The sequence below is a fragment of the Sphingomonas mangrovi genome, from assembly GCF_047975845.1.
Lineage (GTDB): Bacteria > Pseudomonadota > Alphaproteobacteria > Sphingomonadales > Sphingomonadaceae > Sphingomonas.
In genome coordinates this window covers 22,921-35,435 of sequence record NZ_JBIUCZ010000025.1, presented here as the reverse complement: position 1 = coordinate 35,435, position 12,515 = coordinate 22,921, and the positions used below count along the sequence as shown (strand labels likewise).

Sequence of the window (12,515 nt, the reverse complement as noted above, 5' to 3'; positions counted from 1 at the left end):
TTCCAGGCGGGAGCGCGGCTCAGCGCGCTGCGTCGTCCGACAGCGCCGGGCGCTTCGAGGGCGATCGTTCGGCACTCGCGGCATAGGCCGCGGCAAGGCCGCTCAGGATCGCACCAACCACCAGCGCCAACAATGCTCGCTTCATCGCCTCATTCCCCCATCAGGTTTCGTACATCGGTCAGCCGACCCGTCACCGCCGCCGCCGCCGCCATCACCGGCGACACCAGATGCGTGCGCGCCCCCGGCCCCTGTCGTCCCACGAAATTGCGGTTCGACGTAGAGGCACAACGCTCGCCGGCGGGCACACGATCCGGATTCATGCCCAGGCACATCGAGCAGCCCGGCTCGCGCCATTCAAAACCCGCGTCGGTAAAGATCTGGTCAAGCCCCTCGGCCTCGGCCTGGCGCTTGACGAGCCCGGAGCCAGGCACCACCAGCGCCTGGCGCACGCCGGCCGCGATGTGGCGGCCGCGCAGCACGTCGGCGGCGGCGCGCAGGTCCTCGATGCGGCTGTTGGTGCAACTGCCGATGAAGATGTTCTCGACCGGGATGTCCTCCATCCGCGTGCCGGGCTCCAGCCCCATATAGTCGAGCGACTTGCGGGCGGCGGTGCGCTTGGCCGGATCGGCGAAGCTGTCGGGGTCGGGCACCGCCCCGGTGATCGACACCACATCCTCGGGGCTGGTGCCCCAGGTGAGCGACGGCGAGATGTCGGCCGCATCGATCACCACGGTCGCATCATACTGCGCGCCCGCATCGGTCGCGAGGCTGCGCCAATAGGCGACCGCCTGGTCCCAGTCCGCACCCCTCGGTGCCATTGGCCGGCCCTTGAGATAGGCAAAGGTCTTGTCGTCCGGTGCGATCAGGCCGGAGCGGGCGCCCGCCTCGATCGACATGTTGGCGACCGTGAGTCGCCCCTCGATCGACAGGTCGCGGATAACGCTGCCGGTATATTCGAGCACATAGCCGGTGCCGCCCGCCGCGCCCAGCTGGCCGACGATCGCCAGCGCCACGTCCTTTGCCGTCACGCCGAAGCCGAGCGCGCCGTCGATCCGCACCTCCATCGTCTTCGACGGTTTCAGCAGCAGCGTCTGCGTCGCGAGCACATGCTCGACCTCGCTGGTGCCGATACCGAACGCCAGCGCGCCGAGCGCGCCATGCGCCGAGGTATGGCTGTCGCCGCACACCAGCGTCGTGCCCGGCAGGGTGAAGCCCTGTTCCGGCCCCACGACATGGACGATACCCTGCTCGGCCGCAACCGCATCGATGTAGCGCACGCCGAACTCGGGCGCGTTGCGCTCCAACGCGGCAAGCTGGCTTGCGCCGGCGGGGTCGGCGATCGGCAGGCGGTTGCCCTCGGCATCGACGCGCGCCGTGGTCGGAAGATTGTGGTCGGGCACCGCGAGGGTGAGGTCGGGGCGACGCACCGGACGGCCGGCGGCGCGCAGGCCGGCGAACGCCTGCGGGCTGGTCACTTCGTGGACGAGGTGCCGGTCGATGTAGACGAGGCAGGTGCCGTCGTCGCGGCGCTCCACGACATGATCGGCCCAGATCTTTTCATACAGGGTGAGAGGACGGCTAGCCATTGTCGCGCGACTAACAGTTTCTTGCGTGGATGCAAGGCTCGGAGCAAGGATCGTACCCGTCTCGAATGCGCCCGCGCTTCTATAGAGTAAGGGAAGTGGTGGCGCCGCCTCGGACTCCAACCACTCTGTTCGTCATCCTGACGAAGGTCAGGATCCATTGCCGCTCCGCTCGTACCTTTGGCGTTGCGCGAATGGATGCTGACTTCCGTCAGCATGACGAGGGTGGGTTAAGCGGAAGTGCCCGCCCTACTCCTCGTACGCCGCGGCGGTCTTCGCCCGCACTTCCTCTGAGGTCACCCCCGGCGCGCATTCGACCAGCCGGAAGGGGCTCTGGTGATCCGGCCGCTGGAAGACGGCGAGGTCGGTGATGATCATGTCGACCACGTTGCGGCCGGTGAGCGGCAGTGTGCATTCGGGCAGGAACTTGGGCTCGCCGTGCTTGGACGTGTGCTCCATCACGACGATGATCTTCTTGACGCCGGCGACCAGGTCCATCGCGCCGCCCATGCCCTTGATCATCTTGCCCGGGATCATCCAGTTGGCAATGTCGCCGTCCTGGCTGACCTCCATCGCACCGAGCACGGTCAGGTCGATGTGCCCGCCGCGGATCATCGCGAAGCTCTGCTCGGAGCCGAAATAGACCGACTGCGGCAGTTCGGAGATGGTCTGCTTGCCGGCGTTGATGAGGTCGGGGTCCTCGTCGCCCTCGTAGGGGAACGGGCCGATGCCGAGCATCCCGTTCTCCGACTGGAGCGTCACCTCCACGCCCGCCGGAATGTGGTTCGCCACCAGCGTCGGGATGCCGATGCCGAGGTTGACGTAGAAACCGTCTTGCAGCTCGCGGGCGGCGCGCGCCGCCATTTCGTCGCGGGTCCAGGCCATGACTACTCCTTGGGCATGCCGGCCGCGACGGCGGCAGCGGGATCGGTCCAGCGGCGGTTGGCGGGGAAGACGTCCGCGACGCCGCCCTTCAGCCCGCTGCCGTAGACGGGGTTGGGAAGCAGGAACCAGCCCGCGCCCCACAGCAGCCGGAACTGCTCGCCGACCGCGGCGGCGCGGCGCTGGGCGGGGGTGAGGTCGGGATCGGAGAACAGGTCGCTGAAATCGCCGAGCTGGTCGCCGACGAGCGCCACCACGCAGTATTTGGCAGTGACCTGCGCGCGACGCGAGTCCTTGTCGCTGCCGCTCCCTTCCGGCCGCAGCAGCAGCGTGTCGCCAGGCACCGCCTTGCCGAGCCCGGCGCCTTCGAGCGCACGGGCGGTGGCGGCGGCGTTGGCAGCGCTGCGGTTGGAGACGAACACCGGCGTCACGCCGGCTTTCCGCGCGGCACTGAGCGCCTCGACCGCGCCGGGAACGGCATCGACCTGGCCGGTGCCGGTCGCTTCCCAGCGACGCCAGCGCGCGTCGTCGTAGGACAGGCCGCGCGCCGCCTCGTCCGCTTCGTAGCCGAGGTTGAGCAGCACGGTCTCGTCGATGTCGAGCACCACCGCCAGCGGCTTGGCACCGCACTCGGCGAAGCGCGGCGCCGCGAGCGTCGAGCCCGGCGCGAGCGCGACCGAGATCGCGGCGATCCCCGCCTGGCGATAGTCGGCGTTGATCCGGATCTGCTGGGCGAGCGCGCGATACGCCTGCGCCGACAGCGCCGCCGCCTCGCCCGAGCCATAGAGATACTGCATGCCCGCCGGGACCGGCGCCGACACCGCCGGCGCGCCGGGCCGCGCCTGGCCGGGGACCGGCATCGGCGCGCGGATGTCGGCGGCGGTGGGCGGCGGCAGCGGGCCGGACACGATCGTCATGCCAGGAGTACCGGTGGGCACCCCTTGCTTCGCCGCGCGCTTGGCGGCACGTTTCGCCTCGCGCCGCTCGGCCTTGGCCTGCCGGCGCGCCGCCTTGCGCGCCTGCTTGTCGGCCTCGTCGCCGTCGCGCGAGACCACGCTCCTGCCGATCACCGCGGCGGCACCCACCGGCACCGCGGCGACGCAGCCGGGCAGCAGCAGCGCGATCGCCGCCACGCCGCCGAACGCGACTCGCCCTGCCGGACGCCGTCCGATCATGCCGTCGGCCGCTCGCGCACGGTGCGGAACTCGATCTGCTTGTCGTAGGGACTGCCGACGATCATGCGCTTCACATAGATGCCCGGCAGGTGGATCGCATCGGGATCTAGGCTGCCGACCGGCACCACTTCCTCGACCTCGGCGACGCAGATGCGGCCGGCGGTCGCCATCGGCTGGTTGAAGTTGCGCGCCGTCTTGCGGAACATCAGGTTGCCGGCCTCGTCGGCCTTCCATCCCTTGACGATCGACAGGTCGGCGCGGATGCCGCGCTCGAGGATATAGTCCTCGCCGTCGAAGGTCTTGACCTCCTTGCCCTCGGCGACCTGGGTGCCGACGCCGGTCTTGGTGTAGAAGCCGGGGATGCCGGCCCCGCCCGCGCGGCAGCGTTCGGCGAGCGTGCCCTGCGGGCAGAACTCGACCTCCAGCTCGCCGGCGAGATACTGGCGCTCGAACTCCTTGTTCTCGCCGACGTAGGACGAGATCATCTTCTTCACCTGGCGCGAACGCAGCAGCTTGCCCAAGCCCACGCCATCGATGCCGGCGTTGTTGCTGGCGATGGTGAGGCCGGCGACGCCGGACGCCTCGATCGCGTCGATCAGCCGTTCCGGAATGCCGCACAGGCCGAAGCCGCCGGCGCAGATCAGCATGTCGTCGCGGAGCAGCCCGTCGAGCGCCGAAGCGGCATCGGGGTAGAGCTTGTTCATCGGCACCTCTCTTCGCGCCGTCGATAGGGTGTGCCGGGCGGCAGGGTCAAGCGGACTGGCGGCGGCGCGCGGCCGGCGATAGCGTGCGCGCCATGACCCAGACGCGCAGCGGCGGACGCATCCTTGTCGACAACCTCCTGGCCCACGGATGCGACCGCATCTTCCAGGTGCCGGGGGAGAGCTTCCTCGCCGTGCTCGACGCGCTGCACGACGTGCCGGCGATCGATCTCGTCACCTGCCGGCAGGAGGGCGGTGCCGCGTTCATGGCCTGCGCCGACGGCGCGCTGACCGGGCGGCCGGGCGTATGCTTCGTGACTCGCGGCCCGGGCGCGACCAACGCCTCGATCGGCGTGCACGTCGCGCGGCAAGACTCGATCCCGTTGCTGCTGTTCGTCGGCGACATCGACCGCGGCACCCGCGATCGCGAGGCGTTCCAGGAGGTCGACCTGCCGGCGATGTTCGCGCCGCTCGCCAAATGGGCGACACGGATCGAGGACGCGCGCCGGATTCCCGAATATATCGCCCGCGCCTGGACCGTCGCCACCAGCGGCCGCCCCGGACCGGTGGTGATCGCGCTGCCAGAGGACATGCTGGTCGAGCAGGTCGAGGCGGTCGACCGGTCGCTGCCGGCACCCCTCCCCGTCGCGCTGGACCCGAAGGACTTCGTGCCGCTGTTCGAGCGGCTGCGTGCGGCCGAACGCCCGGTCGCGATCGTCGGCGGCGCAGGCTGGGACCGCGCGACCGGCGCCGCATTCGACTGCTTCGCGAAAAACTGGGGCATCCCGGTCGCCGGGGCGTTCCGGCGGCAGGACGCGATCGCCAACACCTCCCCGGCATGGGCGGGCAACCTCGGCTACGGCCCCAATCCCAAGCTGGCGCAGCGCATCCGCGACGCCGACCTGATCCTGGCGGTCGGCGCGCGGCTGGGGGAGGCGACGACCGACGGCTATACGCTGATCACGCCCGACCACCCCGGCCAGGTCCTGATCCACATCCACCCCGAGGCGGAGGAACTGAACCGCGCCTATCGCGCCGACCTGGCGATCCACGCCGGGGTGTTCGCGTTCGCCGCCATGTGCGCCCGCGCAGACTTCCCCGGAACGCCGCATCCGTCGGGCGCCGAAGCGCATGCCGAATGGCTCGAATGGTCCAGCCCCAAGCCACGCGAGGGCGTGACGCTCGACCTCGGTCCGTGCGTCGCGGCGATGCGCGAGCGGTTGTCGCCGGAGGATGCGATCCTCTGCAACGGTGCGGGCAATTTCTCGAGCTGGTGGCACCGCTACTGGCACTCTGGCTGGTCGGGCAGCCAGCTCGCCCCGACCGCGGGGGCGATGGGCTATGGCGTGCCCGCGGCGGTCGCGGCGGCGCTGCGCTGCCCGAACAAACTGGCGGTCGCGATCGCGGGCGACGGCGACTTCCTGATGAACGGCCAGGAACTGGCGACTGCAGTGCAAACCGGCGCCGAGCTGCTGGTGCTGCTGGTCGACAACGGCGGATACGGGACGATCCGCATGCACCAGGAGCGCGCCTATCCGCGCCGCACGAGCGGCACTGCGCTCGCCAATCCCGACTTCGCCGCACTGGCGCGGGCCTATGGCTGCTGGGCGGAGACGGTGGAGGCGACCGACGCTTTCGCGCCGGCGCTCGACCGGGCGCTCGCGGCGGGCGGAGTTCGGCTGCTGCACCTCAAGACCGACATCGAGGTGATCACGCCGGGGGCGCTGCTGTCGGGGCTTTGAGGGTTCGGCGGCGGCGCGGCGCTCTTCGTGCTCCCGCGCAAGCGGGAGCCCAGGGTTGCGGGGCCCCAAAGCGCGCTGTTCTGTGGAACTCTGGGCCCCCGCCTGCGCGGGGGCACGGCGGCGCTTGGGGCGCGCAGGGTGTGCTGCTAATCGGGCGGCATGCCTGCTCCGTCGTTGCGCGAATGGATCCTGACTTCCGTCAGGATGACGGATCGCGGGGTAAACGCTCCGGCGCCCCCTGCCCCGCCCATACAAAAGGCCGCCCCGGTTTCCCGGGACGGCCCTTATGCCTCCGCTCTCGCGGAACTCGTTTAGATGTCGTCGCCCAGGGCGCCCTTCACCTTGCCGGCGAGCTGCTGGGCCTTGCCCTTGCCCTCCTGAACGGTACCCTCGTCGCGGGTCGCGGGGTCGTTGCTCTGCTGCTTGACCTTGCCGACGGCCTCGTTGACGTTGCCTTTGATCTTGTCGGTGAGTTCACCCATGATCGGTCTCCTCGTCCCGGCTGCGGCAGCGCGGAAGCGCGCGCCGTTCAGCCTTCGGGAATAAAACGACCGATGCGCGGCGCGGTTCCGCGCGATTGCGCTAGATCAGTCCGGCGAGAGGGCTCGACGGGTCGGCGTAGCGGCGCTTGCCCATGCGGCCGGCACGATAGGCGAGCCGCCCCGCCTCCACCGCCGCGCGCATCGCCTGCGCCATCAGGATCGGGTCCTTGGCCTCGGCAATGGCGGTGTTCATCAGCACGCCGTCGCAACCGAGCTCCATCGCCGCAGCCGCGTCCGATGCGGTGCCGACGCCGGCGTCGACCAGCACCGGCACCTTCGCGCCCTCGACGATCAGGCGGATCGTCACCTTGTTCTGGATGCCCAGGCCCGATCCGATCGGCGCGCCCAGCGGCATGATCGCGACTGCGCCGACATCCTCCAGCCGCTTGGCGGCGATGGGATCGTCGACGCAATAGACCATCGGCTTGAAGCCTTCCTTGGCCAGCACCTCGGTCGCGCGCAGCGTCTCGACCATGTCGGGATAGAGGGTGCGCGCCTCGCCCAGCACCTCCAGCTTCACCAGATCCCAGCCGCCCGCCTCGCGCGCCAGCCGCAGCGTGCGGATCGCGTCTTCGGCGGTGAAGCAGCCGGCCGTGTTGGGAAGATAGGTGATCTTCTTGGGGTCGACATAGTCGGTCAGCATCGGCGCGTTCGGGTCGGTCACGTTCACCCGGCGCACGGCGACGGTGACGATCTCCGCGCCCGACGCTTCGACCGCGGCGGCGTTCTGCGCCATGTCCTTGTACTTGCCCGTGCCGACGATCAGGCGCGAGCGGAAGCGCGTGCCGGCGACTTCCCAGCGATCCTCGTCGATCGCCACGGCATGGTCGCCGCCGCCGACGAAGTGGACGATCTCCAGCTCGTCGCCGTCGTGGAGCTTGGCTTCGTGCAGCGTCGAGCGGGGCACCACCTCCAAGTTGCGCTCGACCGCGACCTTTTCCGGCACCAGCCCGATCTCGGCGGCCAGTTCGGCGATGGTCTGGCCGGCGCGGACGCGCTTGTGCTCGCCGTTGACGATGATCGTGATGGTGCCGTCGTTGTGCATTCGGATTCGCCTTGGCTGTCGTCGGGTCCGCGCCGCGTCTCGACTTCGTTCGACGCTCGGGGCTATGGCCGGCGCATATAGGGTGCCGGCAAGCCGGCCCGCAACCGAAAGGCAGCGCATGGCGGACAGCGTCTTCGTCCTCAACGGTCCCAACCTCAACCTGCTGGGGCTTCGCGAGCCCGAGATCTATGGCTCCGACACGCTCGACGATATCGCCGGCATGCTGGAGGACCGCGCCCGCGAGCTCGACCTGGAGATCGACCTGCGCCAGTCGAACCACGAAGGCCATCTGATCGACTGGCTGCACGAGGCCCAGGCCCAACGGGCGAAGGCGGTGCTGCTCAACGCCGGCGGCTTCACCCACACGTCGGTGGCGCTGCACGACGCGATCAAATCGGTGACGACGCCGGTGATCGAGGTGCATCTGTCGAACCCGCACCGGCGCGAGTCCTTCCGCCACACCAGCCTGATCGGACAGGCGGCGAAGGGAACCATCGCCGGTTTCGGCGCGCTTTCCTATCTGCTGGCGCTTGAAGCGGCCGCGCGCATCTGACAGGAGCCCGGTTTTTCCCTTGGGGGTCGAATGGCAGAAGATACGCAACCCGCCACCATGGCGATCGACATCGAACTGGTCCGCCAGCTCGCGGACGTGCTGGACCAGACCCAGCTGACCGAGATCGAGGTCGAGGACGGCAGCCGCAAGGTTCGAGTCGCGCGCAAAGCGGCCCCGATCGCTCCCGCGCCGATGGCGATGCCGCAGGGCTATGCGCCGGCACCCGCCGCGCCGATGGCGGCCCCCGCCTCGCCCGCCGTCGCCCCCGCCGAGGCCGGCGGCTCCGCCCCGACCGCGAGCGCCGATGCGGTCAAGTCGCCGATGGTCGGCACCGTCTATCTGGCGGCCGAGCCCGGCGCCAAGCCGTTCGTATCGGTCGGCCAGAAGGTCGCCGCCGGCGACACGCTGGTGATCATCGAGGCGATGAAGGTGATGAACCCGATCCAGGCGTCCGCCGCCGGCACGGTCACCGCGGTGCTCGTCTCCAACGGCCAGCCCGTCGAGTTCGACCAGCCGCTCGTCGTCGTTGAGTAAGCCCGTGCCCGAGATCAAGAAGCTGCTGATCGCCAATCGCGGCGAGATCGCGCTGCGGATCCACCGCGCCTGCCACGAGATGGGGATCAAGACGGTGGCGGTCCATTCGACCGCCGACGCCGACGCGATGCACGTCCGGCTGGCGGACGAGGCGGTGTGCATCGGGCCGCCGTCCGCGACCGACAGCTACCTCAACATCCCCAACATCATCTCGGCGGCCGAGGTGACGGGCGCGGATGCGATCCACCCGGGCTACGGCTTCCTGTCGGAAAACGCCAAGTTCGCCGAGATCGTCGAATCGCACAATCTGATCTTCGTCGGGCCGAAGCCCGAGCACATCCGCACGATGGGCGACAAGGTGGAGGCCAAGCGCACCGCCGGCGCGCTCGGGCTGCCGCTGGTGCCCGGCTCCGACGGCGCGATCACCGACGTGGCCGAGGCCAAGGCGCTGGCCGAACGGATCGGCTATCCGGTCATCATCAAGGCGGCGTCCGGCGGCGGCGGTCGCGGCATGAAGGTGTGCACCAGCCCCGACCAGCTCGAAACGCTGATGCAGCAGGCGGGCACCGAGGCGAAGGCGGCGTTCGGCGACGCCACCGTCTACATGGAAAAGTACCTCGGCAACCCGCGCCACATCGAGTTCCAGGTGTTCGGCGACGGCAACGGCAATGCCATCCATCTGGGGGAGCGCGACTGCTCGCTCCAGCGCCGCCACCAGAAGGTGCTGGAGGAGGCTCCCTCGCCGATCCTGTCGGCCGAGGAGCGCAACCGCATGGGCGGGATCGTCGCCAAGGCGATGGCCGACATGGGCTATCGCGGCGCCGGCACGATCGAGTTCCTGTGGGAAGACGGCGAGTTCTACTTCATCGAGATGAACACCCGCCTGCAGGTGGAGCATCCGGTGACGGAGATGATCACCGGCGTCGACCTCGTGCGCGAGCAGATCCGCGTCGCCGAGGGCCATCCGCTGTCGGTCGCGCAGGACGAGATCGAGTTCCGCGGCCACGCGATCGAATGCCGCATCAACGCCGAGGACCCGCGGACCTTCACGCCGTCTCCGGGCAAGGTCGCGGCCTATCACGTGCCCGGCGGGATGCACGTCCGCGTCGATAGCGGGCTCTACGCCGGCTACAAGGTGCCGCCCTATTACGACAGCATGATCGCCAAGCTGATCGTCTACGGCCGCACGCGCGAGGGCTGCCTGCTGCGGCTCCAGCGCGCGCTCGAGGAGTTCGTGATCGAGGGGATGAAGACCACCATTCCGCTCCACCAGGCGCTGCTCGACGATCCCGAGTTCCGGGACGGCGCGTACACGATCAAATGGCTGGAGGAGTGGCTGGCGAAGCAGCCGGCCGCATGACGCGCGGGGCCGGCGCGGGCGACCGTTCTCCGCCGCCGGCCCCGTCGATCGTCTCCCCCGCCCCGTTCCCGCAATCGCAGGAGAGACCGCGTTGAAGGCGACCATCTGGCACAATCCGCGCTGCTCCAAGTCGCGCGAGACGCTCGCGCTGCTGGAGGCGGCACCCGGCGTCGAGGTGACCGTGCGCGAATACCTCAAGGTGCCGCCGAGCCGCGACGAACTCGCTGCGCTCTACGCCCGTGCGGGCCTGTCGCCGGGCGAGGGCCTGCGCCGCGGCGAGGCGGTCGCCAAGGAGCTGGGGCTGGCGGACGCCTCCGACGACGCGATCCTGGACGCGATGGCGGCCCACCCCATTCTGATCGAGCGGCCGCTGGTCGAAACGGCCAAGGGCGTACGGCTCGGCCGTCCACCCGAAGCGGTCCGCGGGATCCTCTGAGCCGATGGCCAAGGCGACTCCCGCGCTCGAACCCGGACGCAATTGCTGGCGGATCGAAAAGGCCAGCCGCGCCGCCGTCGTCGTCGATGCCGACGCCTATTTCCGGCTGGCGCGCGCTGCAATGCGCAAGGCCGAGCAGCAGCTGCTGCTGATCGGCTGGGACTTCGACGGCCGCATCAAGCTGGTGACCGAGGAGGAGGACGAGGCGCCCGCCCGCGTCGGCTCGTTCCTCGAATGGCTGGTCGAGGCGCAGCGCGGGCTGCACGTCCACATCCTGCGCTGGGACACCGGCGCGCTTAAGGCGCTGTTCCGCGGCACCACCGTCCTCACCCTGCTGCGCTGGATGGCGCATCCGCGGATCACCGCCAAGCTCGACGCCTTCCACCCGCCCGCCGCCTCGCACCACCAGAAGATCGTCGTGATCGATGACTGCGTTGCGTTCTGCGGCGGGATCGACATGACCGCCGACCGCTGGGACACCAGCGGGCATCGCGCCGACGAGCCCGCGCGGATCGAGCCCGACGGCACGCCCTATGGCCCGTGGCACGACGCCACCACCGCGCTCGCCGGGCCGGTCGCCAAGGCGCTGGGCGAGCTGTGCCGCACGCGCTGGGAACTCGCCGGCGGCGGCACCCTGCCGGAGCCGAGCGAGACCGCGCCGTCGTGGCCCGACGAGCTGGAGGCGCAGTTCACCGACGTCGAGGTCGCGATCTCGCGGTCCTCGCCCGAAATGCCCGGCCACGAACCGATCCGCGAGATCGAGGCGCTGTACCTGGACCTGATCGCGCGCGCGGAACGCTGGATCTATGCCGAGAGCCAGTATTTCGCCTCGCGCCGCATCGCCGAGGCGATCGCCCGCCGCCTCGACGAGCCCGACGGGCCCGAGGTGGTGATCGTCAACCCCGTCAGCGCGCAGGGCTGGCTGGAGCCGATCGCGATGGACACGGCGCGGGCGCGGCTGGTCGAGACGCTGCGCCGGCGCGACCGCCACGGCCGCTTCCGCGTCTACCATGCCGAGAACGAGGCGGGCGAGGCGATCTACATCCACGCCAAGGTGACGGTGATCGACGGCGAGATCCTGCGGGTGGGATCGTCCAACTTCAACAACCGCTCGATGCGGCTCGACACCGAGTGCGACGTCACGATCGATTCGACGCGCCCGGCCAACAGCCGCGCCGGCAGCGCGATCGCCCATGTCGCGCACGCGCTGATCGCCGAGCACTGCGACACGACACCAGAAACGGTGGCGGAGCGGCTGGCGGAGACGGGTTCGCTGATCGCGACGATCGAGGCGCTCAGCCCGGCCAGCGGGCGGCGGCTGCGCGCCTACGAGACGCCGGACCTCAACGAGGTCGAGAAGTGGCTCGCCGACAACGAGGTGCTCGACCCCGAAGGCCCCGGCGAGATGTTCGAGGCGCTGTCCCACCGCGGGCTGCTGCGCCGGCTGCGGCCGGGCAAGAAAACGCCGGCGCCGGTGGCGGTCTATGCCGTGGGCGCGGTCGCGGCGACGGCGGTGGGCGGCCTGCTCGCCGCGGTGCTGCTGCGCCGGCCCAAGAGCCCGCCGCAGGAATGATCGCGCGGGCGGGGCCGGCCCCGCCTACGCGTCCGGTTCGGATCAGAGCTCGCCCTGGAGCCAGCCCTTGATCTGGCCCTTGGGTGCCGCGCCGACCTTGGTCGCTGCGGGCTGGCCGTTCTTGAACAGGATCATCGTCGGGATGCCGCGCACGCCGTACTTGCCCGGCGCGTCGGGGTTCTCGTCGATGTTGAGCTTGGCGATCGTCACTTCCTCGCCGAGTTCGTCCGAAATCTCCTCGAGCGACGGGCCGATCATCTTGCACGGGCCGCACCACTCCGCCCAGAAATCCACCAGCACCGGCTTGTCCGCATCGAGGACATCTGCCTGGAAGCTGGAATCGGTGATCGCCTTGGTCGCCATGAGTTTCTCCTTCGTTGTTTGGTGAA

Annotated in this window: 14 protein-coding genes; 6 read left to right on the top strand and 8 right to left on the bottom strand. The window is 69.9% G+C overall.

Annotated features, from left to right (window positions below):
- Positions 1 to 19 precede the first annotated feature (19 nt).
- The 5 genes from ACBY01_RS12405 to ACBY01_RS12385 all read right to left on the bottom strand — a co-directional run bounded on the left by ACBY01_RS12405 (position 20) and on the right by ACBY01_RS12385 (position 4,344).
- Positions 20 to 145, bottom strand: a complete 126-nt coding sequence (locus tag ACBY01_RS12405) for a hypothetical protein (RefSeq protein WP_416461189.1) — start codon at positions 143 to 145, stop codon at positions 20 to 22.
- A 4-nt stretch (positions 146 to 149) separates the two neighbouring features.
- Entirely contained in the window at positions 150 to 1,586 is a 1,437-nt protein-coding gene (leuC, locus tag ACBY01_RS12400; protein ID WP_416461188.1) for a 3-isopropylmalate dehydratase large subunit, read from the bottom strand.
- Between the two features lie 246 nt (positions 1,587 to 1,832).
- Positions 1,833 to 2,468 (bottom strand): CoA transferase subunit B, encoded by a 636-nt coding sequence (locus tag ACBY01_RS12395; RefSeq protein WP_416461187.1) that lies wholly within the window; start codon positions 2,466 to 2,468, stop codon positions 1,833 to 1,835.
- 2 nt (positions 2,469 to 2,470) lie between these two features.
- The gene (locus ACBY01_RS12390; RefSeq protein ID WP_416461186.1) at positions 2,471 to 3,640 is read right to left on the bottom strand and encodes an HAD family acid phosphatase; all 1,170 of its coding nucleotides are present in this window, start codon (positions 3,638 to 3,640) and stop codon (positions 2,471 to 2,473) included.
- Entirely contained in the window at positions 3,637 to 4,344 is a 708-nt protein-coding gene (locus ACBY01_RS12385) for a CoA transferase subunit A (protein WP_416461185.1), read from the bottom strand. The genes ACBY01_RS12390 and ACBY01_RS12385 overlap by 4 nt, the downstream gene beginning before the upstream one ends.
- 92 nt (positions 4,345 to 4,436) lie before the next feature.
- On the opposite strand from ACBY01_RS12385, the gene ACBY01_RS12380 reads away from it, so the two are divergent.
- On the top strand, positions 4,437 to 6,083 hold the full coding sequence (locus ACBY01_RS12380) for a thiamine pyrophosphate-binding protein (protein WP_416461184.1): 1,647 nt from the start codon (positions 4,437 to 4,439) through the stop codon (positions 6,081 to 6,083).
- Between the two features lie 311 nt (positions 6,084 to 6,394).
- On the opposite strand, the gene ACBY01_RS12375 is transcribed toward ACBY01_RS12380, so the two are convergent.
- Together ACBY01_RS12375 and thiS are read right to left on the bottom strand one after the other, a co-directional pair.
- On the bottom strand, positions 6,395 to 6,565 hold the full coding sequence (locus tag ACBY01_RS12375; RefSeq protein ID WP_416461183.1) for a CsbD family protein: 171 nt from the start codon (positions 6,563 to 6,565) through the stop codon (positions 6,395 to 6,397).
- Positions 6,566 to 6,665: 100 nt separating this feature from the next.
- A complete protein-coding gene (thiS, locus tag ACBY01_RS12370; RefSeq protein ID WP_416461182.1) occupies positions 6,666 to 7,670 on the bottom strand; it encodes a sulfur carrier protein ThiS in 1,005 nt (334 codons plus the stop codon).
- Between the two features lie 118 nt (positions 7,671 to 7,788).
- Between thiS and aroQ the strand changes: the two genes are divergently transcribed.
- From aroQ to ACBY01_RS12345, 5 genes are all read left to right on the top strand, one after another.
- Positions 7,789 to 8,223, top strand: coding sequence for a type II 3-dehydroquinate dehydratase (gene aroQ / locus ACBY01_RS12365; protein ID WP_416461181.1), 435 nt, complete (start codon positions 7,789 to 7,791; stop codon positions 8,221 to 8,223).
- A 30-nt stretch (positions 8,224 to 8,253) separates the two neighbouring features.
- A complete protein-coding gene (gene accB / locus ACBY01_RS12360) occupies positions 8,254 to 8,757 on the top strand; it encodes an acetyl-CoA carboxylase biotin carboxyl carrier protein (RefSeq protein WP_416461179.1) in 504 nt (167 codons plus the stop codon).
- Positions 8,758 to 8,761: 4 nt separating this feature from the next.
- Positions 8,762 to 10,117 (top strand): acetyl-CoA carboxylase biotin carboxylase subunit, encoded by a 1,356-nt coding sequence (gene accC, locus ACBY01_RS12355; protein WP_416461208.1) that lies wholly within the window; start codon positions 8,762 to 8,764, stop codon positions 10,115 to 10,117.
- A 91-nt stretch (positions 10,118 to 10,208) separates the two neighbouring features.
- Entirely contained in the window at positions 10,209 to 10,553 is a 345-nt protein-coding gene (arsC, locus tag ACBY01_RS12350; protein ID WP_416461178.1) for an arsenate reductase (glutaredoxin), read from the top strand.
- Between the two features lie 4 nt (positions 10,554 to 10,557).
- Positions 10,558 to 12,126, top strand: a complete 1,569-nt coding sequence (locus tag ACBY01_RS12345) for a phospholipase D-like domain-containing protein (protein ID WP_416461177.1) — start codon at positions 10,558 to 10,560, stop codon at positions 12,124 to 12,126.
- Between the two features lie 42 nt (positions 12,127 to 12,168).
- On the opposite strand, the gene trxA is transcribed toward ACBY01_RS12345, so the two are convergent.
- Positions 12,169 to 12,489 carry a thioredoxin TrxA gene (trxA, locus tag ACBY01_RS12340; RefSeq protein ID WP_416461175.1) on the bottom strand — a complete coding sequence of 107 codons (321 nt, stop codon included), beginning with the start codon at positions 12,487 to 12,489 and terminating at the stop codon, positions 12,169 to 12,171.
- Between the last annotated feature and the right edge of the window lie 26 nt (positions 12,490 to 12,515).

Excerpts from the sequence above, each read along its gene's own strand:
- ACBY01_RS12345 (WP_416461177.1), top strand. The coding sequence starts at position 10,558 with ATGGCCAAGGCGACTCCCGCGCTCGAACCCGGACGCAATTGCTGGCGG.
- ACBY01_RS12380 (WP_416461184.1), top strand. The coding sequence starts at position 4,437 with ATGACCCAGACGCGCAGCGGCGGACGCATCCTTGTCGACAACCTCCTG.
- ACBY01_RS12395 (WP_416461187.1), bottom strand. The coding sequence starts at position 2,468 with ATGGCCTGGACCCGCGACGAAATGGCGGCGCGCGCCGCCCGCGAGCTG.
- aroQ (WP_416461181.1), top strand. The coding sequence starts at position 7,789 with ATGGCGGACAGCGTCTTCGTCCTCAACGGTCCCAACCTCAACCTGCTG.
- ACBY01_RS12375 (WP_416461183.1), bottom strand. The coding sequence starts at position 6,565 with ATGGGTGAACTCACCGACAAGATCAAAGGCAACGTCAACGAGGCCGTC.
- ACBY01_RS12390 (WP_416461186.1), bottom strand. The coding sequence starts at position 3,640 with ATGATCGGACGGCGTCCGGCAGGGCGAGTCGCGTTCGGCGGCGTGGCG.
- thiS (WP_416461182.1), bottom strand. The coding sequence starts at position 7,670 with ATGCACAACGACGGCACCATCACGATCATCGTCAACGGCGAGCACAAG.
- trxA (WP_416461175.1), bottom strand. The coding sequence starts at position 12,489 with ATGGCGACCAAGGCGATCACCGATTCCAGCTTCCAGGCAGATGTCCTC.
- ACBY01_RS12405 (WP_416461189.1), bottom strand. The coding sequence starts at position 145 with ATGAAGCGAGCATTGTTGGCGCTGGTGGTTGGTGCGATCCTGAGCGGC.
- leuC (WP_416461188.1), bottom strand. The coding sequence starts at position 1,586 with ATGGCTAGCCGTCCTCTCACCCTGTATGAAAAGATCTGGGCCGATCAT.
- accB (WP_416461179.1), top strand. The coding sequence starts at position 8,254 with ATGGCAGAAGATACGCAACCCGCCACCATGGCGATCGACATCGAACTG.
- ACBY01_RS12385 (WP_416461185.1), bottom strand. The coding sequence starts at position 4,344 with ATGAACAAGCTCTACCCCGATGCCGCTTCGGCGCTCGACGGGCTGCTC.